Source organism: Actinokineospora auranticolor (assembly GCF_041897805.1).
In the GTDB taxonomy this organism is placed as follows: Bacteria; Actinomycetota; Actinomycetes; order Mycobacteriales; family Pseudonocardiaceae; genus Actinokineospora; species Actinokineospora auranticolor.
In genome coordinates, this window is sequence record NZ_CP154825.1 from 3,652,436 (window position 1) to 3,677,125 (window position 24,690).

At 73.1% G+C, this 24,690-nt stretch carries 12 protein-coding genes; 11 read left to right on the top strand and 1 reads right to left on the bottom strand.

Translation table 11 applies throughout. The features are described from left to right. Positions 1-136 precede the first annotated feature (136 nt). The 11 genes from V5P93_RS16450 to V5P93_RS16500 all read left to right on the top strand — a co-directional run bounded on the left by V5P93_RS16450 (position 137) and on the right by V5P93_RS16500 (position 23,603). On the top strand, positions 137-9,796 hold the full coding sequence (locus V5P93_RS16450) for an SDR family NAD(P)-dependent oxidoreductase (RefSeq protein ID WP_374066288.1): 9,660 nt from the start codon (positions 137-139) through the stop codon (positions 9,794-9,796). A 9-nt stretch (positions 9,797-9,805) separates the two neighbouring features. Beyond that, positions 9,806-12,772: a type I polyketide synthase gene (locus V5P93_RS16455; RefSeq protein ID WP_104476575.1), complete on the top strand. Its 2,967-nt coding sequence runs from the start codon at positions 9,806-9,808 to the stop codon at positions 12,770-12,772. An 8-nt stretch (positions 12,773-12,780) separates the two neighbouring features. Further along, the gene (locus V5P93_RS16460) at positions 12,781-14,667 is read left to right on the top strand and encodes an HAD family hydrolase (protein WP_104476577.1); all 1,887 of its coding nucleotides are present in this window, start codon (positions 12,781-12,783) and stop codon (positions 14,665-14,667) included. Positions 14,668-15,330: 663 nt separating this feature from the next. After that, positions 15,331-15,699, top strand: coding sequence for a transposase family protein (locus V5P93_RS16465; RefSeq protein WP_281261637.1), 369 nt, complete (start codon positions 15,331-15,333; stop codon positions 15,697-15,699). Between the two features lie 267 nt (positions 15,700-15,966). After that, positions 15,967-16,962, top strand: a complete 996-nt coding sequence (locus V5P93_RS16470) for an MsnO8 family LLM class oxidoreductase (RefSeq protein WP_104476581.1) — start codon at positions 15,967-15,969, stop codon at positions 16,960-16,962. 195 nt (positions 16,963-17,157) lie between these two features. Then, positions 17,158-18,756, top strand: a complete 1,599-nt coding sequence (locus V5P93_RS16475; protein WP_219823882.1) for an ABC transporter substrate-binding protein — start codon at positions 17,158-17,160, stop codon at positions 18,754-18,756. Further along, the gene (locus V5P93_RS16480) at positions 18,753-19,730 is read left to right on the top strand and encodes an ABC transporter permease (protein WP_245930992.1); all 978 of its coding nucleotides are present in this window, start codon (positions 18,753-18,755) and stop codon (positions 19,728-19,730) included. Before V5P93_RS16475 ends, V5P93_RS16480 begins: the two co-directional genes overlap by 4 nt. Then, positions 19,730-20,578 carry an ABC transporter permease gene (locus V5P93_RS16485; RefSeq protein ID WP_245930994.1) on the top strand — a complete coding sequence of 283 codons (849 nt, stop codon included), beginning with the start codon at positions 19,730-19,732 and terminating at the stop codon, positions 20,576-20,578. The genes V5P93_RS16480 and V5P93_RS16485 overlap by 1 nt, the downstream gene beginning before the upstream one ends. Next, positions 20,575-22,179 (top strand): ABC transporter ATP-binding protein, encoded by a 1,605-nt coding sequence (locus tag V5P93_RS16490; RefSeq protein ID WP_104476585.1) that lies wholly within the window; start codon positions 20,575-20,577, stop codon positions 22,177-22,179. Before V5P93_RS16485 ends, V5P93_RS16490 begins: the two co-directional genes overlap by 4 nt. A 43-nt stretch (positions 22,180-22,222) precedes the next feature. After that, positions 22,223-23,410 carry a cytochrome P450 gene (locus tag V5P93_RS16495; RefSeq protein ID WP_104476587.1) on the top strand — a complete coding sequence of 396 codons (1,188 nt, stop codon included), beginning with the start codon at positions 22,223-22,225 and terminating at the stop codon, positions 23,408-23,410. Positions 23,411-23,414: 4 nt separating this feature from the next. Then, the gene (locus V5P93_RS16500; protein ID WP_104476589.1) at positions 23,415-23,603 is read left to right on the top strand and encodes a ferredoxin; all 189 of its coding nucleotides are present in this window, start codon (positions 23,415-23,417) and stop codon (positions 23,601-23,603) included. Positions 23,604-23,690: 87 nt separating this feature from the next. Here V5P93_RS16500 and V5P93_RS16505 read toward each other — a convergent pair whose 3' ends face one another. Beyond that, positions 23,691-24,689 carry an aldo/keto reductase gene (locus V5P93_RS16505; RefSeq protein WP_104476591.1) on the bottom strand — a complete coding sequence of 333 codons (999 nt, stop codon included), beginning with the start codon at positions 24,687-24,689 and terminating at the stop codon, positions 23,691-23,693. Position 24,690 lies beyond the last annotated feature (1 nt).

The following is a 24,690-nucleotide window of genomic DNA, read 5'->3' on the forward strand; positions in this document are numbered from 1 at the left end:
GCGGAGCCTCGGCCATTGTCACAGCTCTCGCCGCCTCGGCGGAGCCGAGGCCATGTCACAGCTTTGGTGGCGGTTTGGCGCGCGGTGATGAGCTGGTGGCGTTGCTGGAAAGCGAACTGAGCGAGTGACGGGAGCCGTGCCGCCGATGTCTAGCGAGGACACACTTCGCGACTACCTCAAGCGCACCACCGCGGAGTTGCTGCGGACGCGCACGCGGTTGGAGGAGGTCACCTCCGCCGCGCGGGAGCCGTTGGCGGTCGTGTCGATGGCGTGCCGCTACCCCGGTGGGGTCGGCACCCCGGAGCAGCTGTGGGACCTGCTGGCCGACGGCCGCGACGCCGTCGGGCCGTTCCCCACCGACCGGGGCTGGCCCGCCGACCTGGTCGACCCCGACCCGGACAAGCCCGGCACCACCTACTCGGGGTCCGGCGGCTTCCTGCACGACGCCGCCGACTTCGACGCCGAGCTGTTCGGCGTCGGCCCGCGCGAGGCGCTGACCGTCGACCCGCAGCAGCGGCTCCTGCTGCACACCGCCTGGGAGGCGTTCGAACGGGCCGGGATCGACCCCAGGTCCGTGGCCGGGCAGCGGATCGGCGTGTTCGTCGGCGTCATGTACGCCGACTACGGCTCCCGCCACGGCCGCGCCCCCGACGGTTTCGAGGGCTACATCGGACTCGGCAGCGCGGGCAGCATCGCCTCCGGCCGGGTCGCGTACGCCTTCGGGCTGGAGGGACCGGCGCTGACCGTCGACACCGCGTGCTCGTCCTCGCTGGTCGCCCTGCATTACGCCGCCCAGGCCATCCGCCGCGGCGAGTGCGCGCAGGCCCTGGTCGGCGGCGCGACCGTGATGGCCACCCCCGGCACGTTCGTCGAGTTCTCCCGGCAGCGCGGCCTCTCCCCGGACGGCCGGTGCAAGGCCTACTCCGCCGACGCCGACGGCACCGGCTGGGCCGAGGGCGTCGGCCTGCTGCTCATCGAACGCCTCTCCGACGCCCGGCGCCTCGGCCACCCCGTGCTGGCGGTCCTGCGCGGCAGCGCCGTCAACTCCGACGGCGCCAGCACCCAGCTCTCCGCCCCCAACGGCGCCGCCCAGCAGCGCGTCATCCGCGCCGCGCTCGCCGACGCCGCCCTCACCCCGGCCGACGTCGACGTCATCGAGGGCCACGGCACCGGCACCCCGCTCGGCGACCCGATCGAGGCCGGTGCCCTCGCCGCCACCTACGGCGCCGCGCACTCCGCCGCCGACCCGGTGCTGCTCGGCTCGCTCAAGTCCAACATCGGCCACACCCAGGCCGCGGCGGGCGTCGGCGGCGTGATCAAAGCGATCCTCGCCCTGCGCAACGGCACCCTCCCCGCCACCCTGCACGCGGCCACCCCGTCCCCGCACCTCGACTGGCCCACCTCAGGCCTGTCCATCGCCACCACCGCCACCCCGCTCCCGCCCCGCGACCGACCGCACCGCGCGGCCGTGTCGTCGTTCGGCATCAGCGGGACGAACGCGCACGTCATCATCGAAGCCGTCCCCGAACCGGCCGCCGCGGAACCGACCCTAGGCGAAGACGGTGCCCCGGTGCCGTTGTTGCTGTCGGGTGCGAGCGCGGCGGCTGTCCGGGCGCATGCCGAGAGCATCCGCGCTTTCCTCGCCGCGGGCGGCGACCTCGCCGACACCGCGCACACCCTCGCCACGGCGCGCGCACGACTCGCGCACCGGGCCGTCGCGGTCGGCGGCACGCTGGCGGAACTGGACCAGGCGCTGGCCGCCGTCGCCGCGGACCTCCCGTCGCCGCGCGCGGCGGTGGGGGACAGCGTGCGGGTCGAACAGCCCGTGTTCGTCTTCCCCGGGCAGGGCGCGCAATGGGTCGGCATGGCCGCCGCGTTGCTCGACCAGGCGCCCGCGTTCGCCGACGAGATCCGGCGCTGTGCCGACGCCTTGGCCCCGCACACCGACTGGGACCTCGTCGACGTGCTGCGCGGTGCCGACCCGGAGGTGTTCGCCCGGGTCGAGGTCGTGCAGCCCGCGCTGTTCGCGGTGATGGTCGGCCTCGCCGCGCAGTGGAAGGCGGTCGGGGTCACCCCGGCGGCCGTCGTCGGCCACTCGCAGGGCGAGATCGCGGCGGCGTACGTCGCGGGCGCGCTCGACCTCGCCGACGCCGCCAAGCTCGTCGCGCTGCGGTCGCGCGCCATCGCGGCCATCGCGGGCAGCGGCACCATGGCGTCGATCGAACTCGCCGCCGACGAGGTCACGGAGCACCTGCGGGACGGGGTGGTGATCGCCGCGATCAACGGCCCCCGCTCAACCGTCGTCGCCGGACCGGTCGACGCCGTCACCGCGCTGGTCGAGTCCTACACCGACGTCCGCGCCCGAGTGATCTCCGTCGACTACGCGTCCCACTCGCCCGCCGTCGAGGCGCTCCGAGACGACCTGACCACCGCCTTCGCCGAGGTCCGCCCCCGACGATCCGCCGTCGAGTTCCACTCCACGGTGACCGCGGGCCCGATCGACACCACCACTCTCGACGCCGGGTACTGGTTCGACAACCTCCGCCAACCGGTCCGCCTCAGCGACACCGTCGCGGGACTGGCCGCCGCCGGGCACCGGGTGTTCCTGGAGATCAGCCCCCACCCGGTCCTCACGGCCGCCCTCGGCGACACCGTCCCCGACGGCACCGCCCTCGGCACCCTCCGCCGCGAGGACGGCGGCCTCGACCGGTTCCTCGTCGCCGCGGGCCACGCCCACGCCGCAGGCGTCGCCGTCGACTGGTCCGCCCACACCCCGGGACGCGTCGTCGACCTGCCCACCTACCCGTTCCAACTCCGCCGCTACTGGCTCGACACCGTCACCACGCGCGGCGCCACGTCCGCCGAACACCCGCTGCTCGACGCCGTCGTCCACGGTGCCGACGGCAGCGCCTTGGTCAGCGGGCACATCCCGGGCACCGGCTGGACCGCGGCGCACCGCGTCGGCGACCGCACCGTGCTCCCCGGTACCGCCCTGGTCGACCTCGCGCTCGCCATCGGCGCCGAACTCGGCCTACCGGACGTGCGCTCCCTTTCCCTGCTGGCACCCGTAGACGTCCCCGAACGCGGCATCGACCTGCAAGCCACCGTCAGCCCCGACGGCGACCTGACCGTCTACACCGGATACTCCCGTGCTTGGGTCAAGGTCGCCACCGGAGTCCTCACCGCCGACGACACCCCGGTTCCACACCCTCCAACCTTCCCCGAAGGGCACACCGTCGAGGTCGCCTACGAGACGCTGACCGGCGTCCACTACGGCCCGGAACTCCGCGCCCTCAACGCAATCACGCGCGGCTCGAACACCGTCACCGCCGAAGTGGCCGTCCCCGAACCGATCCCCGGCCACGCCATCATCCCCGCCCTGCTCGACGGCGCGATCCAGGCCCAGTTCCTCGCCCGCCCCCGCGACACCATCACCGCCCCCTTCGACTTCACCGCCGTGCGACTGCACGCCCGCAACGCCACCGCTCTCAGGTTCCTCATCACCGAAACCGGCACCGACACCATCGCACTCACCGCTGTCGACCAATCCGGTCTGCCCGTCCTCACCATCGACGCCCTCACCTTCCGCACCATCGACCCGACCACCGTCGCGGCCACCACCCACGCACCTGCCCCACGCACCCGCCAACTTCGCAGCGCGGACGCGGGCAACGGCATCGGCGCCACTCCCGACGCCGCGCTCGCCACGGTCCGCAAGGTCGTCGCGGGCCTCCTCGGCCACGACTCACCCAACGCCGTCCGCCCCGACCTGCCCTTCCGCGACCTCGGCCTGGACTCCATGACGGCAGTCCAAGTCCGCGACCACCTAGCGAAGCTCACAGGCACCCCACTCCCCGCCACCCTCGTCTTCGACCACCCCACCCCCCGCGACCTGGCCCGTTTCCTGACCTCCCAGGCCACCGAAACCCGCCAGATCACCAGAAATACCGACGAACCGATCGCCATCGTCGCCACCGCCTGCCGCTACCCCGGCGGCGTCACCTCTCCCGAGGACCTGTGGCGGCTGGTCGAATCCGGCACCGACGCCATCGGCGAGTTCCCCGACGACCGCGGCTGGGACCTGGCCGCCCTCTTCCACGACGACCCGGACAACCCCGCCACCTCCTACGCCAGGCACGGCGGCTTCCTGCACGACGCCGCCGACTTCGACCCCGCCTTCTTCGAGCTCAACCCCCGCGAGGCGCGCGCGGTCGACCCGCAGCAGCGGCTGCTGCTGGAGACCTCGTGGGAGGCGGCGCAACGCGCGGGCATCGACCCGACCACGCTGCGCGGCAGCCGCACCGGTGTCTACTTCGGACTGATCTACACCGAGTACGGCGCCCGGGCCCGCACCGCCCCCGGCGAGCACGGCGGCTACCTCGGCACCGGCAGCGCGGGCAGCGTCGCCTCCGGCCGCGTCGCCTACACCCTCGGCCTCACCGGGCCCGCGCTCACCGTCGACACCGCGTGCTCGTCGTCGCTGGTCGCCCTGCACCTGGCCGCGAAGGCCCTGCGCGACGGGGAGTGCGACCTCGCCCTGGTGGGCGGCGCGACCGTGATGGCGACCCCGGACACCTTCGTCGAGTTCTCCCGGCAGCGCGGCCTGTCCCCGGACGGGCGCTGCCGAGCGTTCGCCGACTCGGCCGACGGCACCGGGTTCAGCGAGGGCGCGGGCGTGCTGCTCGTCGAGCGGCTCTCCGACGCCCAGCGCAACGGCCACCCGGTCCTCGCCGTGCTGCGGGGGTCGGCGGTCAACCAGGACGGCGCCTCCAACGGCCTGACCGCGCCGAACGGCCCCTCCCAGGAACGGGTCATCCGCGACGCCCTGCGCGCCGCCGGGCTCGGCCCCGCCGACGTCGACGCCGTCGAGGCGCACGGCACCGGCACCACCCTCGGCGACCCGGTCGAGGCGAACGCGATCGTCAACACCTACGGCGCGCCGCGACCCGAGCCGGTGCGGCTGGGCTCGCTCAAGTCCAACATCGGCCACACGCAGGCCGCCGCGGGCGTCGGCGGGGTGATCAAGATGGTCGAGGCGCTGCGCCGCGAGACCCTGCCCCGGACCCTGCACGTCGACGCCCCGAGCACCCGGGTCGACTGGTCCGACGGCGTCGCGCTGCTCACCGAGAACACGCCGTGGCCGCGCGGCGCCCGCCCGCGCCGGTTCGGGGTGTCCGCGTTCGGCATGAGCGGCACCAACGCCCACGTGATCATCGAGGAGCCCCCGATCGTCGAGGACCACCAGGCGGTCGAGCCCCTCGCCCGCCCGGTCCCGCTCGCGCTGTCCGCCAAGTCGCCCGCCGCGCTCCGCCTGGCCGCGAGCCGACTGCGCGACTACCTCGACGCCGAGCGCGACCTGGCCGACGTCGCGGCCGAACTGGTCCGCTCCCGGCCCGAGTTCGACCACCGCGCCGTGATCGTCGCGACCGGCACCGAGCAGGCCCGGGAAGCCCTGCACGCCTTGGCGTCCGACGAACCGCACCCGTCCGTCGTGACCGGGCACGCCACCGGACCGCACGAGCCCGTCTTCCTCTACCCGGGGCAGGGCGCGCAATGGGACGGCATGGCCACCGCGCTCCAGCAGTACCCGCCCTTCGCCGAACGGCTCGCCGAGGCCGCCGCCGCGGTCGACGCCGTCACCGGGTGGTCCCTGCTGGGGCACCTCGCCGGGCAGGGCCCGGACGCGTCGGTCGACGTCGTGCAGCCCGCGTTGTGGGCGACGATGACCGCGCTCACCGCCGTGTGGCGGTCCTTCGGTGTCACCCCGGCCGCGGTGATCGGGCACTCCCAGGGCGAGATCGCCGCCGCCGTCGCCTCCGGCGCGCTCGCCCTGCCTGCCGCGGCGGCCGTCGCCGCGCTGCGCAGCCGGGCCATCCGGGCCATCGCCGGGCGCGGCGCGATGCTGTCGATCGCCGCCCCGGCCGCCGAGGTGGAACCGCTGCTCGAACCGGGCGTCAGCGTCGCCGCGCACAACGGCCCCCGCGCCACGGTCGTCGCGGGCGACCCCGACGGCGTCGCCCGGGTCCAGGCCCGGTTCGACGAACTCGGCGCACGGACCCGGCTGATCGACGTCGACTACGCCTCCCACACCGCCCACGTCGAGTCCATCGCCGACGAGATCCGGTCCGTGCTCCCCGAGGTGGTGCTCGGCGAGCCGACCGCCCAGGTCTTCTCCACCGTGTCCGGCGCGCTCGCCGAACCGGACGGCCTGTTCCAACCGGACTACTGGTACCGGAACCTGCGCCAGGCGGTCCGCCTCGACCCGGCCGTGCGCGCCGCCGCGGCGGCGGGCCACCGGGTGTTCATCGAGATCAGCCCGCACCCCGTGGTGTCGGTCGCCGTGCAGGACACCCTCGACGAGGTGGACCGCCCTGACCTCGCCGTCCTCGGCACCCTCCGCCGCGGCGACGGGGGACTGGACCGCGTCCTCGCCTCGGTCGCCGAGGCCTGGGTGCGCGGCGTCCCGGTCACCTGGGCGGGCTACCTCGGCGACCGGCGCCGCGTCTTCGACCTGCCCGCCTACGCCTTCGACCGCAGGCGGTTCTGGCTCGACGCCACGACAACAGCTCCCGCCCGCCCCACCGGCCACCCGTTGCTGGACACGGTCATCCGCACCCCCGACGGTGTCCTCACCCAGGGCACCGTCGCCCTGAGCACCCACCCGTGGCTCGCGGACCACGCCGTCGAGGGCACCGTTCTGGTCCCCGGCGCGGCACTCACCGAACTCGCCGCCCACACCGCCGGTCTCCTCGGTGCCCCCACCATCGCCGAACTGGTCCTCGCCCGCCCGGTCGTCCTCGGTGACGACCCGGTCGAGATCCAGGTCGCCGTCGACGCCGACCGCGCCATCACCATCTCCACCCGCCCCGGGACCCACGACACCCCGCTCGGCGCCGAGTGGACCGTCCACGCCACCGGTTCCGCCACCGCCCCCGCACCACTCGGCGAGTGGCTCCCCGCCTGGCCGCCCGCCGGCGCCGAGCCCGTGCCGGTGGACGCGGTCTACACCGACCTCGCCACCGCGGGCTACCACTACGGCCCGAGCTTCCAAGGCCTCCGCGCCGCCTGGCGCCGCGCCGACGAGGTCTTCGCCGAGATCGAGGTCAACGGCCCCACCGGCTTCGCCCTCTCCCCGGCCCTGCTGGACACCGCGCTGCACGGCGTCGGCCTGGTGGGCTGGTTCTCCGGCGCCACCCGCCTGCCCTTCACCTGGCGCGGCGCCACCCTCACCCCGGCCGACGGCAGGCTCCGCGTCTGGCTCCGCAAGGGCGACGACAGCGTCACCGCGCGCATCGCCGACCCCACCGGCCGCGTCGTCGCCGACATCGCGGGCATCGACTTCCGCGCCGTCGACCTCGCCGACGTCCCCCTGCACCACGTCACCTGGGAGGCGGCCACGCCTGCCGAGGCGCCCGCGCACACCGTTCTGCACGTGCCCGCCATCGGCTCGACGAGCCTGGAAAGCCACCTGGCGGACTTCGCCGACGCGCTCCGCCGGGCGCTCGCCGCGGACAGCGGCACGATCGTCGTCCGCACGACCGGCGCCGTGGCCGCGGTGCCGGGGGAGCGGCCCACAGTGGACGGTGCCGCCGTGTGGGGGCTCGTCCGCAGCGCCCAGTCGGAGGAGCCGGGCCGGATCGTGCTGCTCGACAGCGCGAACGAGCGCGTCGAGGCGCTCGCCGCGGACGAACCGCAGCAAGCCGAACGCCACGGTGGCCTGCTGGTCCCCAGGCTCCGCGGGCTCGCCGCGCCACTGCCCACCCCGGACGCGGAGGACTGGCGGTTGGCGGCCGGGGCGGGCGGATCCGCCGACGACCTGGTCCTCAACCCCCTTGCGCCGCAACCCCTCGGGCCGACCGACGTGCGGATCGCCGTGCGCGCCAGCGGTCTCAACTTCCGCGACGCCATGCTCGCCCTCGGCATGTACCCCGGCGCCGCCGACCTCGGTACGGAAGGCGCGGGCATCGTCACCGAGACCGGCACCGACGTCACCGGACTCACCGTCGGCGACCGCGTCTTCGGCCTGATCAGCGGCGGCATCGGCCCGTCCGCCGTCACCGACCACCGCCTCGTCACCCGCATCCCCGCCACGAGGACCTTCACCGAGGCAGCCGCGATCCCGGCAGTCTTCCTCACCGCCTACTACGCCCTACGCGACCTCGCCGCCGCCAAACCCGGCGAATCCGTGCTCATCCACTCCGCCGCGGGCGGTGTCGGCGGCGCCGCCATCCAACTCGCGCACCACTGGGGTCTGACCATCCACGCCACGGCCTCACCCGCCAAGTGGCCCGCCGTCGCACACGCCGCGACCATCGGCTCCTCCAGGGACCTCACCTTCGCCGAACCCATCGCGAACGCGGGCGGCGTCGACATCGTCCTCAACAGCCTCGCCCGCGAGTTCGTCGACGCCTCCCTCGACCTCCTCAGGACCGGCGGCCGGTTCATCGAGATGGGCAAGACCGACATCCGCGACACCGTCCGCCCCGACATCACCTACCGCGCCTTCGACCTCATCGAAGCGGGCCCCGACCGCATCGCCGAGATGCTCGCCGACCTCGTCGCCCTGTTCGAAGACGGCACCCTCACCCCGCCACCGGTCACCGCCTGGCCCGTCGACCGCGCCCCCGAAGCCATCCGCCACCTCCAACACGCCCGCCACATCGGCAAGGTCGTCCTCACCCTCCCGACCCCGCGAGACCCCGGCGGCACCATCCTCATCACCGGCGCCCCCGGCGGCATCGGCGCCCACCTCGCCCGCCACCTCGTCACCCGGCACGGCGCCGAACGCCTCCTCCTGCTGAGCAGGCGCGGCCCCGACTCGCCGGCCGCCGCCGAACTCAAGGCCGAACTGGGCGACGCCGTCGAGTTCGCCGCCGTCGACGTCGCCGACCGCGACGCACTGGCCAAGGTCATCCCCGACAACCTCACCGCCGTCTTCCACGCGGCGGGCGTGCTCGACGACGCCACCCTCCCCGGCATCACCGAGGACCGCCTGCGCGCCGTCCTCGCCCCCAAGGTCGACGGCGCCCGCCACCTCGACGAGCTGACCCGCGACCACGACCTCGCCGCGTTCGTCCTGTTCTCCTCGGCGGCGGGCCTGGTCGGCAACCCCGGCCAGGGCGGCTACGCGGCGGCCAACCTCGCCCTCGACGCCATCGCCGCGCGCCGGGTCCGCGACGGCCTGCCCGCCACCTCCATCGCGTGGGGGCTGTGGGCGTCCGACAGCGCCATGACCGGCGACCTCGCCGCCGCCGACCGGGCGCGACTCCGCCGGACCGGGCTGCTGCCGTTCACCCCGGCTCAGGGCCTCGCCGCGCTCGACGCCGCCATCGCCGCCCACGTCCCCGACCCGGTCGCCGTGCGGCTCGACACGACCGTCCTCGCCGCGGGCGAACCACCCGCCGTGCTGCGCGGCCTCGTGGCCAAGCGGCGGGCCGCGCCGCCCGCGGAAACCCCCGACCTGGCCGCGCGCTTGGCCGCCGACCCCGAACAGGGCCGCGATCTCGTGCTGGGCACCGTGCGCGGCACGGTCCGGGCCGTGCTCGGCGGCGGGGTCGCGGGCGACGAGGACCGCACCTTCAAGGAACTCGGGTTCGACTCGCTCACCGCGGTCGAACTGCGCAACCGGCTCGGCAAGGTGACCGGACTGCGGCTGTCGGCGACGGTGGTGTTCGACTACCCGACCCCCACCGCCCTGGCCGACCACCTGCTCGGCAGGCTCGCCCCCGCGCCCACCCCGCAGGCACCGACCGACGTGGACGAACTGTTCGCACTCATCGACGCGCAGCTGCGCTGAGGGGACGCCATGACCGACGAGCGGAAGCTGATCGACTACCTGCGCCGCGCGAGCGCGGAGCTGGCCACCACCCGGGCCGAGCTGGCCGCGGCCCGCGCCGAGTTGGCCGCGCGGCGCGACCCCGACCCGATCGCCGTGGTCGCCACCGCCTGCCGCTTCCCCGGCGGCGTCGACTCACCCGAGGACCTGTGGCGGGTCGTGGACTCCGGCACCGACGCGCTGGGCCCGTTCCCGGACGACCGGGGCTGGCCCGCCCACGACGGGGTGGGCGGGTTCTTGTCCGGCGCTGGCGGGTTCGACGCCGGGTTCTTCGGCATCGCCCCGCGCGAGGCGCTGGCCATGGACCCGCAGCACCGGGTGCTGCTGGAGATCGCGTGGGCCGCGCTGGAACGCGCCGGGCTGCGGCCTGCCGACCTGCGCGGCAGCCGCACCGGGGTATTCGCCGGGGTGATCCAGCAGGAGTACGCGCCGCCGGTCACCGCGGGCCCCAGCCCGCTCGACGGCTACTTCATGACCGGCAACGCCGCCAGCATCGCGTCCGGCAGGCTCGCCTACACGTTCGGGTTCGAGGGGCCCGCGGTCACGGTCGACACCGCGTGTTCGTCGTCGCTGGTCGCGCTGCACCTGGCCGCGAAAGCCCTGCGTGACGGGGAATGCGACCTCGCCTTGGCCGGTGGTGTCACGGTGATGGCCACACCACGCGTGTTCAGCGAGTTCGCCCGGCAGGGTGGGCTCGCGGGGGACGGGCGCTGCAAGGCGTTCGCCGACGGCGCGGACGGCACCGGGTTCGGCGAGGGAGCCGGCCTCGTTGTGCTGCAACGACTCTCCGACGCTCGTCGCGACGGGCGGACCGTGCTCGCGGTGCTGCGCGGCTCGGCCATCAACTCCGACGGCGCCAGCAACGGCATCACCGCCCCGAACGGGTTGGCCCAGGAACGGGTCATCCGGGCCGCCTTGACGAACGCCGGGTTGGCGCCCGGTGACGTCGATCTGGTGGAGGCGCACGGAACCGGGACCGCGCTCGGCGACCCGATCGAGGCAGGCGCGCTGCTCGCCGCGTACGGGGACGGCCGCGCGACGCCGCTGTGGGTCGGGTCGGTGAAGTCCAACATCGGGCACACCCAGGCCGCCGCGGGCATCGCCGGGGTGATCAAGGTGATCGAGGCGCTGCGGCACGAGACCCTGCCCGCGACCCTGCACGCCGACACGCCCAGCACGTTGGTCGACTGGACCGACTCGGTTCGCGTCATCCGTGCGGCGCGGTCATGGCCCGGCGGGTCGGTGCCTCGACGGGCGGCGGTCTCGTCCTTCGGGATCAGCGGCAGCAACGCGCACGTCATCATCGAAGAGGGCGACCGCGCTTCGTCCGAAGTGGACAATTCTGCTCCCGCGGTTCCGTGGGTCTTGACCGGGCGGTCGGCCGAGGCGGTCCGGGCGCTGGCGGACCGGCTTCGGGGTCGGCTCGTGGCAGGTGATGATCTGGCATCCGTCGCTCGAACCCTCGCGCACCAACGGACTCACTTCGCGCACCGGGCGGTGGCCGTCGGCGCTGATGCCGCGGAGCTGCGCCGCGCGCTCGACACCGTGCGACCCGCCGAAGCGGGCAGTCCGCGAGTCGGGTTCGCGTTCAGCGGGCAGGGGACGCAGCGGGTGGGCATGGGAACCGAGTTGGCCGAGGCGTACCCGGTGTTCGCCGAGGCATTCGACACCGCTTGCGCCGCAGTCGATGCCGGGGGATACGCCAACGCGCCGCTGCGGGACTTCCTCCGGGAGGCGCCGCGCGATGAACTCGACCGCACCGAGAACACCCAGCCCGCCCTGTTCGCCTTCCAGGTCGCGCTCGCGCGGCTCGTGGCGAGCTGGGGCGTGCGACCGGCTGCCGTGCTCGGCCACTCCGTCGGGGAGATCGCCGCCGCGCACGTGGCCGGTATCCTGACCTTGGCGGACGCGGGCAGGCTCGTGGTCGCGCGGGCCGCGGCGATGCAGGCGGCCCGGCCCGGTGGCGCGATGCTTTCGTTGCGGGCGGAGGAAAGCGAGGTGCTGCCGACCCTGGACTCCCGCGTCGCCATCGCCGCGGTGAACGGCCCCCGGGCCACTGTCGTCTCCGGCGACGCCGACGCCGTGCGGTCGCTCGCCACCGCTTGGCGCGCCCGAGGAGTGCGGACCAAGGCACTCGCGGTCAGCCACGCGTTCCACTCGTCGCACATGGAGCCCGCGCTGCCCGTTCTGCGCGAGGTCGCCGGTTCGATTCCTCTCACTGAGCCGGAAGTGCCGCTGGTGTCCACTGTGACCGGTGCGGTCGCGGGCGCCGGTGTGCTCGCGGGGGAGTACTGGGCCGAACAGGTCCGGCTCCCGGTCCGCTTCCACGACGCCGTGCGCGCGCTGGGCGACCTGGGCGTGGACACCGTGCTGGAGATCGGCCCGGACGCCACCCTCACGGGCATGATCGCCGACATCCGCCAGGCCACCGCGCTCGCCGCGTTGCGGCACCCGGCGACCGAGGCGGTGTCCGTGGTGTCGGCCGCGGGTGCGCTGTTCGAACGCGGCGTGCCCGTCGACTGGGCGGCTGTCCTGGGGGAGGGGCCGCACGCGGAACCCGCTTCCGTGCCCACGTACCCGTTCCAGCGCGAGCACTACTGGCTGCGGACGATCACCACGACTGCCGTCGCCGTCGAGTCCGCGCCGCCGGAGGTCACCCTGGTCGACCCCGCGGACGAAGACGCGCACGAGGTCATCATGTCGGCGGTCCGCGAGTCCGTGGCCGCGGTCCTGGGCCACGATTCGGCCGGGCTCAACGTCACCGCCGACCTCCTCGACCTCGGTCTGACGTCCTTCGGCGCCTTGGAGATCGCCGACCGGATCACCCGGGCGACCGGTCTGGCGCTGCCACCGGCAACCCTGTTCGACACCCGCACTCCCGCCGCGCTCGCCGACCGCCTGCACGCCCTGCTCGCGCCAGCGGGCCACGCGAACTGAGGACACCCATGACCACCGAGGACATCCACCGGGCGCCCGTTCGGACCGCACTGGACGAACTGCGCGCCCTGCACCACGACGGGCTCCTGGCGACGCACTACGACCGCGTACCCGCGCTGCTCGCCGATCCCGCCGACCGCGCCGCCGCGGGACGACTGCTGGCCCGCGTCGACCCGGACGAAGTCGCCGCCCTGCATTCCGGTCTGCCGACCGCGTCTGTCGCGATCACCGGCAGCGGCACCCTCAACGCGCTCGGCACGGCGCTGACCGCGGAACTCGCCCGTCACGGCTACCTGCCGCGTGTGCGGGTCGCGGACTTCAACACTTACGCGTTCGATCTCGACGACCCGTCCAGTGATCTGTACGCCAACCCGGCTGACGTGACGATCGCGGTGCTCGATCACACGGCGGTGTTCGGTGAGGTGCCGTCGCCGTTCACCGTGGCCGATGTCGAGACCGCGCTGGCCGCCAAAATCGCGCACTGGACCCGCCTCGCCAGCCGCTTCGCCGACCACGGCACCGGGACGCTCGTGCTCAACACCGTGCCGCTGCCCCGCGAATGGGTGGGGCGGATCATCGACCACCCCGGCCGCGCGCGCCTGAGCGCGGCGTGGCGGCGGGCCAACGCGGACCTGCTCGACCTCGGGTCGGCGCCCGGGCCGGTCACGGTTCTCGACCTCGACCCGCTCGTGGACGGGGTTCCGCTCGCCGATCCCCGGTTCGCCACCTATGCGCACGCGCATCTGTCCGACGAACTGCTTGGCCGCTACGCGCGGGATGTCGCGCACCTTGTACGAGCGCGCACCGGTCGTCTTCGCAAGGTGTTGGCTCTTGATCTCGACAACACGTTGTGGGGCGGGGTTCTCGGCGACGACGGTGTCGAGGGGATCGAGGTCGCGCACACGCCGCGCGGGGAGGCGTTCCAGGCTGTCCAGCGGCTGGCGCGGCAGTTGCAGTCGCAGGGGGTTCTGCTCGCCGCTGTCAGCAAGAACGACGCGGACACCGTCGCCGCCGCCTTGCGCGACCACCCGGACCTGGGTGTTCCGGCGGACGCGTTCGTCCGCGTGATCGCGAACTGGCAACCCAAACCGGACAACCTGCGTCGACTTGCCCGCGAACTCAACGTGGGCATCGATACCGTGGTATTCGTCGACGACAGCGCACACGAGATCGCGGCCGTGCGGGCCGAATTGCCGACAACCACGGTGCACGTGGCGGGAGACCCAGCCGAGCACACCCCCACAATCCTCGCCGACGACTGGTTCGCGACCACCGAGATCACCGACGAGGACAGACACCGGACCCGCCTCTACCACGAGGAGGCGGCCCGCGAGGAGTTCCTGTCCGCCTCCGACTCGATCGGTGAGTTCCTGGCAGACCTGGGAATCTCCGTGCGGCTCGCCCCCGCCACACCCGCCGAGATCGCCCGCGTCGCGCAACTCACACTGCGCACCAACCAGTTCAACCTCACCACGATCCGACTTCAGCAGGATGACGTGGTGGCGTTGACCAAGGACCCGGCCGCCCGGGTGCTGACGATCACAACAGCGGATCGCTTCGGCGGCAACGGGATCGTCGGCGTACTGGTCCTGCGGGCCGCTGGTGCCGAGTTGAGGCTGGAGAACTTCCTGCTGAGCTGCCGGGTGTTCGCGCGCGGGATCGAGCAGGCTGTGTTGTCGCTGGTGTTGACGGCCGCGCGGGAGGGTGGGTTCGTTGCGGTGACCGGTGAGTTCCGGCCGACGGCGAAGAACGGGAAGGTGGCGGAATTGTTGCCGCACTTCGGGTTCGAGACGTTGGCGGAGGGGACGTTCCGGCACGACCTGGGCGAGATCGTGACGATTCCGGAGCATCTGGTGCTTGATGTTGCGGAGAAGATCGTGCCTGATCGGCCGTGACGGCGCGGGCTCTTGGGTGCGGTTCCAGCGGGGTTGCGTTCTCTCGTGGTCCAGGCGCGAGTTTTCGAGCTGCGCTCGATGGGGTGAAACGTCTTTGTGCGGGGCCCCTACGAACCTGCGGTGGGGCAAAGCGGTGGGAGGGGCAAGCCCACCCCACCCGCGGGCGAGCTTGGCAGGTCCGTCCCCCCACACAAAGACGTTCCACCCCATCGAGCAGAGGGTGGGGCGCGGTGGATTGAGTGGTGGGTCGGGCTGGCACACGTCGGCGGGTGGCGGGTTCGGCTTGGCGGGGTGGGGAAGGGTTGCGAGGCAACCTGGGTGGGGTGGGCGAGCGGGGCTTAGGGGGTGGAGTCCAGGCTGGCGCAGGTCGGCGGGTAGTGGGCCCGGCCTGGCGGGGTGGGGACAATTGCGTGGTGGCCTGGCCTGCGCGGGCGTGTGCGGCCTGGCTGGGACTGAACTCCCTTTTGTTTTGAACACCCCACCCGGACCCAGGACAGCCCCCGCCCTCCGCCGGGGGTGTGTGTTCGTCGGTGGTCGCCGGTTCTCGGTTTGTGTCGCTCCGTGGTGGTCGCGGTGGCGTATTCGCGTCGGAATCGGGTTCAAGCGGAGTCGGCGGATGCGTTCGAGGTGTCGCGGTCGACGATCGGCCGGGCGATCGCGGCGGTGGCCCCACTGTTGCTGGACGGGCGTGTGAGGTGGGTGTCGGATCCGATGCCGGGACCTCGGAACGACATCGTCGGCCTGGAGGTCTCGCACGTTCTCGAGGGACGGGATCCCGGCGCCTGGCTCGGCGACGAGGGCTGCGTCGGCGGCGGAGTCCTGACCCCTATCAGAAGACCCGGAGACCGGGAGCAGCCCGACCGGGAACGGGAGTTCAACCGACACCACGACTCCCTCCGTGTCGTGGTCGAACGCGCCATCGCCCAACACGAAACCTGGCGCGTTCCCCACACCGACCACCGGCGCCCCGTCAACACCTTCGCCGACACCAGTTCCGCGGTCATCGGCCTCTACTTCTCCGCCGCTGAATAACCCTCTGTGGATAGGTACAGCGGATGGGGACAACTCGCGATCAAGGAAACTCTCCCGCCGGGCAGGCCGCGCGGAGCTGGTTGGTGAACGCCGGAGTCGGTGGTCGGCCCGCTGAGGTGGGGGAAGTGGCGAGATCGCTGTCGTGAGGGGGCGGGTGCGGCCTGGGCAGCGGGGTGAAGTCGATCAAGCTTGACAAGGGGAGGGGGCCTCGACTTGACTTGGGGGTAAGTCGAGTGTGCCTCCGGATGGGGTGCGGGAGGAGTGGGTATGGGGAAGGCTGTCGCGGTGTCGGTGCACGACACGGCGCCCGTGTGGTCCGGGGATACCGCTGGGGACGCGTTGCGGCGCAGTATTTCGTTGGCCGAGGCGGTGGACGAACTGGGGTACGCGCGCTACTGGGTCGCCGAGCACCACAGCACCCCCGCGCTGGCCACCTCGGCGCCCGTCGTCCTCGCCGGGCAGGTTCTCGCCGCCACCTCCACCATCCGCGCCGGTTCGGGGGCGGTGCTCTTGCCCAACCACTCCCCGCTGGCCGTCGCCGAGCAGTTCGGTGTGTTGGCCTCCCTCTACCCGGGTCGGGTCGACCTGGGGCTGGGGCGTGGGTCGGGTGGGTCGCCGGTCTCCGCCGCGCGCCTGGGGGATCCCGTGCGCCGCGAGTTCGACGCCCAGTTCGCCGAGCTGTCCGGCTACTTCGCCAACGCGGGCCGGGGCGTCGGGGGAGTGCGGGCGGTTCCCGAACCCACCGAGCCGCCCGCGTTCTGGATGGTCGGGTCGAGCCCCGGCAGCGCCGCCTACGCGGGCCGACTCGGGCTGCCCTTCGTCTTCGCGCACTCCATCGTGCCCGGTCTCGCCGTCGAGGCGCTCGCCGCCTACCGCGCCTCCTTCACCCCCTCCCCGTGGCGCGCCGAGCCGTACGCCGGGGTCGCCGCCATCGTGGTCGCCGCCGACTCCGAGGACCGGGCCTGGGAACAGGCCAACGCGTTCGTGCTCGGGCAGATCCGGATGCGCACGGTTGACCCCAACACGACCCTGCCCACCGCCGCCGACGCCAAGGCCCACCGGTTCTCCGGGGCCGAGGAGCGCTTCCGCCGCGAGAAGACCGACCCGCAGTTCATCGGGACCCCGCGCACCATCACGCCGCGCCTGGCGGCCTTCCTGGCCCAGACCGGCGCCGACGAGCTGATGGCGCTGACCCAGGTCCCCGACCACGACGCCCGCGTCCGCTCGTACGAGCTGCTGGCGAAAACGGTCCTCTCGCTCTGACCCGCGCCGAGCGCCGCGCCGTCCACCCCGGACCGCGCGGCGCTCTGAGCTGCGCAACCAGCTCTTGATCCAGCCAGTGGACGCGTTCAGCGTCGCTTTAGCGCCGTTCGCCACGGTGTGCCCGCTCCGCGGTCTGCGGGGCGTCGAAATAGCAGGTGAGGAAGAGGTATGAGGTCGCGGTCTACAAAGGCGATAGTGGGTACGCTGCTGCTGGGCACGGTGGCGTCCTGCGGCGGGACGACGGAGGCGGCGGGGCCCAGCGGCGCACCCGTGCGGGGCGGCACGCTGCGGGTCGCGGTCGCGGATGAACCGGAGTGCCTGGACCCCCAGCAGAGCCCCACGGCGGCCAGCAGATTCCTGGCCCGCCCGCTGGTGGACTCGCTGGTCAACCAGGGCGGCGGTGGGCGCATCGCGCCGTGGCTGGCCACCGAGTGGCGGGTCTCGACAGACCGGCTGGCCTACACCTTCACCCTCCGCAAGAACGTGAAGTTCGCCGACGGCGCGGTGTTCGACGCCGCCGCGGTCAAGGCCAACCTCGACCGCGTGGTCAACCCCGCCACCAAGTCGCTGCTCGCCGCGAGCCTGATCTCCGCCTACGACAAGTCGACCGTCGTCGACGAGCACACCGTCGAGATCCGCCTCAAGCACCCCGACTCCACCTTCCTCTCCGCGCTGGCCACCCCCAACCTCGGCATCCAGTCGCCCGCCACGCTCACCGGCGACCCGGCCGCCCGCTGCGCCACCGTGATCGGCACCGGCCCGTTCCGCAGCGCCGAGGGCTTCGCGTCGCAGAAGGGCATCTCCTACACCCGCAACCCGGACTACGCCTGGCCGCCGGAGGGCGCGGAGAACGACGGCGCGGCCTGGCTGGACGCCATCGAGATCCAGATCGCCCCGGACGCGGGCGCCCGCTACGGCGCGCTGACCAGCGGCCAGGTCGACGCCATCGCGAACGTCTCGCCGACCAACGCCCGCGAACTCGGCTCCACCAACGGGTTCGTGCTGCACTCCACCCCGTACCCGGGCATCCCGTTCAGCTACTGGCCCAACACCGCGTCCGGCCCGTTCGCCGACCGGAAGGTGCGCACCGCCTTCCGCCTGGGCATCGACTGGCCGCGCATCACCGAGAACGTCTACTTCGGTGTCTACGGCCCGGCCAAGGGCGTCCTCACCCCCACCACCCCCGGCTACGACGCGTCGCTGGAGTCGCAGTACCGCTTCGACGTGGCCGAGGCCAACCGGCTGCTCGACGGCGCGGGCTACGCCACCAAGGACAGCCAGGGCTACCGCACCAAGGACGGCAAGCGCCTCACGGTCCGGCACATGTGGTCCGACGCGGGCGTGACCGACCTGGCCACCCAGGTGCAGGCAGGCGCCAAGGAGATCGGCATCGAGACCGTGGAGGAGAACCTCGACGGCGGCACCTTCGTCGACCGGCTGCTCAAGGGCGACTACGACCTGATCGACACCAACTTCGCCGCCCCCGGCCCGCAGGTGCTCCAGGTCCTGCTCGGCGCGGAGAACATCCCGACGCCCGAGCGCGGCATCGCCAACAACATGGCCCGCTACACCGCCCCCGCGGTGCAGGCCGACTTCGCCCGCGCCCTCGAGGCGGCCGACCAGGAGTCGCAGTTCAAGGCGTACGCCGACGCGCAGCGCAAGATCACCGACGACGCCGCGGTCTTCCCGATCTACGACGACCGCACCACCTTCGGCGCCACCAGCCGGGTCAACTCGGTCGCCTTCCTCGCCGACGGCGCGCCCGACTTCCACCAGATCTGGCTGTCCCAGTGACCTCGTTGGCGATCAAGTCCGAGCCGCGGCGGGTTTCCCCCGCCGCGGTTCGGGTCCTGCGAGTGGTGGCCGTGCGGCTGCTGGGCGCCGTCGGCGTCCTGGTCGGCGCGGCCACCGCCACCTTCTTCCTCATCCAGGCCATGCCCGGCTCCACCACCGACGTGCTGCTGGCCCGCACCCAGGCCAGTCCGGCCGTGCGGGCCCAGGTGATCGCCGAGTACCGGCTGGACGATTCGCTGTTCACCCAGTTCTTCGCCTACCTCGGCAAACTGGCCACCGGCGACTTCGGCACCAGCTTCGTGCTGCGCCGACCCGTCTGGGACGCCATCGGCACGCAGCTGCCCCGCACACTGGAACTGGTCGCCGCGACGCTCGTGCTGACCGTGGTCGCCTCGGTCGTGCTCGCGGTGATCGGCGCGGGCAGGCGCCGCTGGGCGCGGTCGCTGTTCTCCGGCGTCGAAGGGCTCATCGTCGCCGTGCCGCCATTCTGGCTCGGATTGGTGCTGCTGGGCGTGTTCTCCTTCTCGCTGCACTGGTTCCCCGCCATCGGCTCCAGCGACTTCTCCGGCCTGGTGCTGCCCGCCATCGCGCTGGCCGCGCACCCGGTCGCCGTGGTGACCCGCGTGCTGCGGGAAGGTCTGCTGCGCACGCTCGACGAGCCGTTCGTGCTCGCCGCCCGGGCCCGGGGCATCAGCGAGGTGGCGCTGCGCGCGCGGCACGTGCTGCGGCACGCCGCGCTGCCGGTGACCTCGCTGCTGGGCTGGATCACCGGGTCGCTCATCGGCGGCGCGGTGATCATCGAGATCGTGTTCTCCCGGCAGGGCGTCGGCAGGCTGCTGCTGTCCGCGGTGCAGAACAAGGACATGCCGCTGGTGATCGGTGTCGTGCTGTTGGCGGCCACGGTGTTCGTCGTGGTCAACGCGCTCGTCGACGCCGCGGCCTGGCTGCTGGACCCGCGGACGAGGGAGCACTAGTGGTCACCGCGCTCGACACACCGACCCCGGTCCGCCGCGTGCGGATCCCCAGGGCCGGGATCGCCGCCGCGCTCGTCGTCCTCGCGGTCGTCGCCATCGCCGCGCTCGCGCCCGGGCTGCTGACCGGCGTCGACCCGAACCACGCCGACCTCGGCGCGACGCTGCGGCCGCCGGACTGGGACCACTGGTTCGGCACCGACCAGAACGGCCGCGACCTGTTCGCCCGGGTCGCGCACGGCGCGGGCGCGTCCGTCCTCATCGGACTCGGCGCCACCGGGCTCGCGCTGCTCGGCGGGATCGTCATCGGCACGCTGGCCGCGCAGACCGGGCGGTGGGGCGACGAGATCATCAGCCGACTGCTCGACGTCGTGCTCGCCGTGCCCGGTCTGCTGCTGGTGTTCCTCGTCGCGGCCGTGATGGGCGCGAGCGGGTTCACCGCCACCATCGGCCTCGCCGTCGGCACCGTGCCCGGGTTCGCCCGGGTCGTGCGGGCGGAGGTGCTGCGGGTGCGGGCCTCGACGTACGTGGAGGCCGCGCACGGGCTCGGGCACCCGGGTCCGCGCGTGGTGCTCGTGCACGTCGTGCCGAACGCGGTGGGGCCGGTGTTCGCGCTGGCGACCGTGAGCCTGGGCGCGATGATCGTGGCGTCCTCGTCGCTGAGCTTCGTCGGTCTCGGCCCGAAACCGCCCACCGCCGAGTGGGGCGCGATGCTCGCCGCCGGCCGGGACCTGGCGTCCGTCGCGTGGTGGCCCACGGTGTTCCCCGGCGTCGCGATCACGTTGACCGTGCTGGCCGTCACCGTGCTGGGCCAGCACCTGCAGGCCCGATTCGAGCGGAGGACCGTGTGAGCCCCCTGGTACGCGTCCGCGACCTGGTCGTCGCGTTCGGCGGACGGCCCGCCGTGCGCGGGGTGTCGTTCGACGTCGAGCGCGGCCAGGTGGTCGCGCTGGTCGGCGAGTCCGGCTCGGGCAAGAGCGTCACGGCCCGCAGCCTGCTCGGCTTGTGCGGTCGCGGCGCGGTCGTCGAGGCGGACGAGCTGGCTTTCGACGGGCTGGACCTGCGGTCTCTCGGCGAACGCCAGTGGCGCGGCCTGCGCGGGCGGCGCGTCGGGCTGGTCGCCCAGGACGCGCTCGGGTCGCTGGACCCGCTGCGCCGCGTCGGCGCCGAGGTCGCGGAACCCCTGCGCGAACACCGGATCGTGGACCGGGTGCGGCCGGAGGTGTTGCGGCTGCTGGCCGACGCCGGTGTGCCCGAGCCCGAGGTGCGGGAACGGCAGTGGTCGCACCAACTCTCCGGCGGTCTGCGGCAGCGCGCGCTCATCGCGACCGCGCTCGCCGCCCGCCCGGAATTGCTCATCGCCGACGAACCCACGACCGCTCTCGACGCCACGGTCCAGAAGCAGGTGCTCGGCCTGCTGCGCGCGAAGGCGGCCGCGGGCACGGCGTTGCTGCTGATCAGCCACGACCTCGCCGTGGTGGCCGACCTCGCCGACTACGTGCACGTGATGAAGGACGGCGCGGTCGTCGAGCACGGCGTGCCGGCAGACGTCCTCACCAACCCCCGGCACCCGTACACGCGCGCGCTGCTCAACGCCGTACCGACCGCCGAGCGGCGCGGACGCGGCCTCTCCGGCACCATCCCGGCACTGGATCAACCCGACCGGCGCGTGCCGGGCCGGGAACTGATCACCGTCACCGACGTGGTGAAGCGGTACCGGGTCCGGGGACGGCCGCCGATCACCGCGGCGGCCGGGGTGTCGTTCACCGTGCGCGCGGGGGAGACCCTGGGCATCGTCGGCGAGTCCGGCTCGGGCAAGTCCACCGTCGGCCGGATGCTGCTGGGCCTCGTGGCACCGGACTCCGGCGCGGTCGAGTTCGACGGCGTGCCGTGGTCGGCCCGCGCGGGCGCCGAGCGCCGGGCCGCGCGGCGCCGGATCCAGATGATCTACCAGGACCCGCTGGCGTCCTTCGACCCGCGCTACACCGGCAGGCAGATCGTCACCGAGGCGAACCCCGACCCCGAGCGGGTCGCGGAGCTGCTGCGCCTGGTCGGCCTCGCCGAGTCCCAGGTGGACCGACCGGCGCGGGAGCTGTCCGGCGGGCAGCGGCAGCGGCTGGCCATCGCCCGCGCGCTGGCCGCCGACCCGGCGGTGATCGTGTGCGACGAGCCGGTGTCCGCGCTCGACGTGTCGATCCAGGCCCAGGTGCTCGACGTCCTCGTGGACGCGCAGCGGCGTCTCGGGGTGGCGTACGTGTTCATCTCCCACGACCTCGGTGTCGTGCACCACATCGCCGACCGGGTCCTGGTGATGCGCGACGGCGCCGTCGTCGAGTCCGGGTCCGCCACCGCCGTCCTCGCCGAACCGCGCCACCAGTACACAAAGGACCTGGTCGCCGCCGTGCCCGGAACCGTGCTGCGCCAGGCACAATCGGTTCTGAAGCCCGGCTAAACGATCCTTGCCCAGTCGAATCCCGGAAAATACCTTTCCCACCATGACCGCTGCTCCGCCGTACCCGCAGAAGCGCACCTGCCCTTACCAGCCGCCGGAAGGCTACGCGGCGGTCGAGGAGCAGGGGCCCGTCCTCAAGGTCACCCTCTTCGACGGGCGGGAGGCGTGGATGATCACCGGGTTCCAGGAGGCCCGGGAGATCCTGACGCACCCGAACCTCAGTTCCCAGCGCACGCACCCGAACTTCCCGATCGTGGCTCCCAGGTTCCGCTCCGGCATCGCGCGGAACCTGGCGCTGATCGCGATGGACCCGCCGGTGCACGACACCTACCGCCGGTTCCTCAACCCGCACTTCAGCCTCCGGTCCGCGCGCACCATGCGCAAGGACATCGAGGAGGTCGTCAAGGGGTACGTGGACGACATCCTGGACCAGGGCCCACCCGCCGACCTGATCCCGGCCCTGGCGGTCCCGCTGCCGTCGCTGATCATCTGCAAGCACCTCGGCGTCCCCTACGCCGACCACGACTTCTTCCAGGAGGCCAGCGGGCGGGTCATGCTCGGCACGGAGGAGGACTCCGTGGCGGGCGGCCAGGCGCTGGTCGACTACCTCGACCGGCTGACGCACGACCAGATCGCGAACCCCACCGACGGCCTGCTCGGCACCCTGGTGCGCGAGCGGGTGCAGACCGGCGAGATGAACCACGACGAACTCGTCTCGATCGCGCTGGTGCTGCTCATCGCCGCCCACGAAACCACCTCGTCCTCCCTGGCGCTGGGGCTCATCACGCTGCTGGAGCACCCGGACCAGTGGGCGCGGCTCCAGGCGGACATCTCGGGGCTGCCCCGGGCCATCGAGGAGATCCTGCGGTACGTGGCCACCACGGACCTGGTCGCGACCCGGGTGGCCAAGGGTGACATCGAGATCGGCGGCCACACGATCAAGGCGGGTGAGGGCGTGCTGGTCTCCGGCACCATCGCCAACCGCGACGAGGCCAACCACGCCGACCCGCACACCTTCGACATCGGCCGCCCCGACACCCACCACCTCACCTTCGGCTTCGGCATCCACCAGTGCCTGGGTCAGAACCTGGCCCGCCTGCAGATCGAGATCGCCCTCGAGGCCCTGATCACCCGCATCCCCACCCTGCGCCTCGCCAAGCCGGTTTCGGAACTGCCCATCCTCGGCTCGGGCACGGTCCAACGCGTGCTGTCCCTCCCGGTCGAGTGGTGACCTCGTGAAGATCACCCTGGACCGCGACCGCTGCATCAGCGCGGGCCGCTGCGCCTACGCCGCGCCGACCGTGTTCGACCAGGACGACGACGGCGTCGTGGTCCTCCTCGACACCGATCCCGGGGAGGACGTGGCCCACCTCGTCGAGGAGGCCCAGTACCTCTGCCCGGCGATGGCCATCACGACTGCTTGAACACCTGGAACCACACCGAATACCGAACAGCCCGCCTGCGACCCGGCGGGCTGTTCGGTATTCGGGGCTCGTGGGACCGCGGAGTGCTCAGCGGTTGACGAAGGACATCGAGTGCTCGTTCCACCGCTCGCCCGCAGCGGCGCCTCGCGGCCAGATCGCGTCGATCGCGGCCAGGTCCGCGGGAGTCAGGGTGAGGAACGCGGCGTCGGCGTTCTCCTCCAGGTGGGCCTGGGTGCGGGCGCCCGGGATGGGGACGACGTTCGGGCCCTGGTGGTGCAGCCAGGCCAGGGCCCACTGCGCCGGGGTGGCGCCCGCCTGGGTCGCCAGGTCGGCGAACCGGTCGACCAGGACCAGGTTCGCCTCCCGGTTCCCGTCCTGGAACCTGGGCTGGGCCAGCCTGCGGAAGTCGTTGTCGGCCAACGACTCCAGCGTTCGGATCGCGCCGCTGAGGAAACCCCGGCCCAGCGGCGCGTACGGCACGACGGTGATCCCCAGCGACCGGGCCAGCGGCGCGATCTCCACCTCGATGTCGCGCGACCACAGCGACCACTCGGTCTGCAACGCGGCGATCGGGTGCGCGGCGTGCGCGCGGCGGATGGTCGCGGGTGCCGCCTCCGACAGGCCGATCTCCCGCACCAACCCCTCGCACACCAACTCCGCGAGCGCCCCGACCGTCTCCTCGATCTCCACCGACGTGTCGACCCGGGTCAGGAAGAACAGGTCCAGGTGGTCCACGCCGAGCCGCCGCAGTGAGTCCACACAGGACTGGCGGACGTAGGCCGCGTCGCCGCGGACACCCACGCCGACACCGGGTCCCGGCCGCTGCACGCCGAACTTGGTCGACAGCACGGCGCGGTCCCTGCGGTCGGCCACGGCCTTGCCCAGCAGCTCCTCGCCCGCGCCGAACCCGTACACGTCGGCCGTGTCGATCAGCGTCACCCCGAGGTCCAGCGCGCGGTGGATGGTGCGCACCGCCTCCGCCGGGTCGGCGGGGCCGTAGGCGTCGGACATCCCCAGGCAACCCAGGCCCTGGGCGCCCACCTCCAGCGCGCCGACGCGGCGGCGGGGGAGTCGGGTGATGGTCATG

Excerpts from the sequence above, each read along its gene's own strand:
- V5P93_RS16455 (WP_104476575.1), top strand. The coding sequence starts at position 9,806 with ATGACCGACGAGCGGAAGCTGATCGACTACCTGCGCCGCGCGAGCGCG.
- V5P93_RS16460 (WP_104476577.1), top strand. The coding sequence starts at position 12,781 with ATGACCACCGAGGACATCCACCGGGCGCCCGTTCGGACCGCACTGGAC.
- V5P93_RS16470 (WP_104476581.1), top strand. The coding sequence starts at position 15,967 with ATGGGGAAGGCTGTCGCGGTGTCGGTGCACGACACGGCGCCCGTGTGG.
- V5P93_RS16495 (WP_104476587.1), top strand. The coding sequence starts at position 22,223 with ATGACCGCTGCTCCGCCGTACCCGCAGAAGCGCACCTGCCCTTACCAG.
- V5P93_RS16505 (WP_104476591.1), bottom strand. The coding sequence starts at position 24,689 with ATGACCATCACCCGACTCCCCCGCCGCCGCGTCGGCGCGCTGGAGGTG.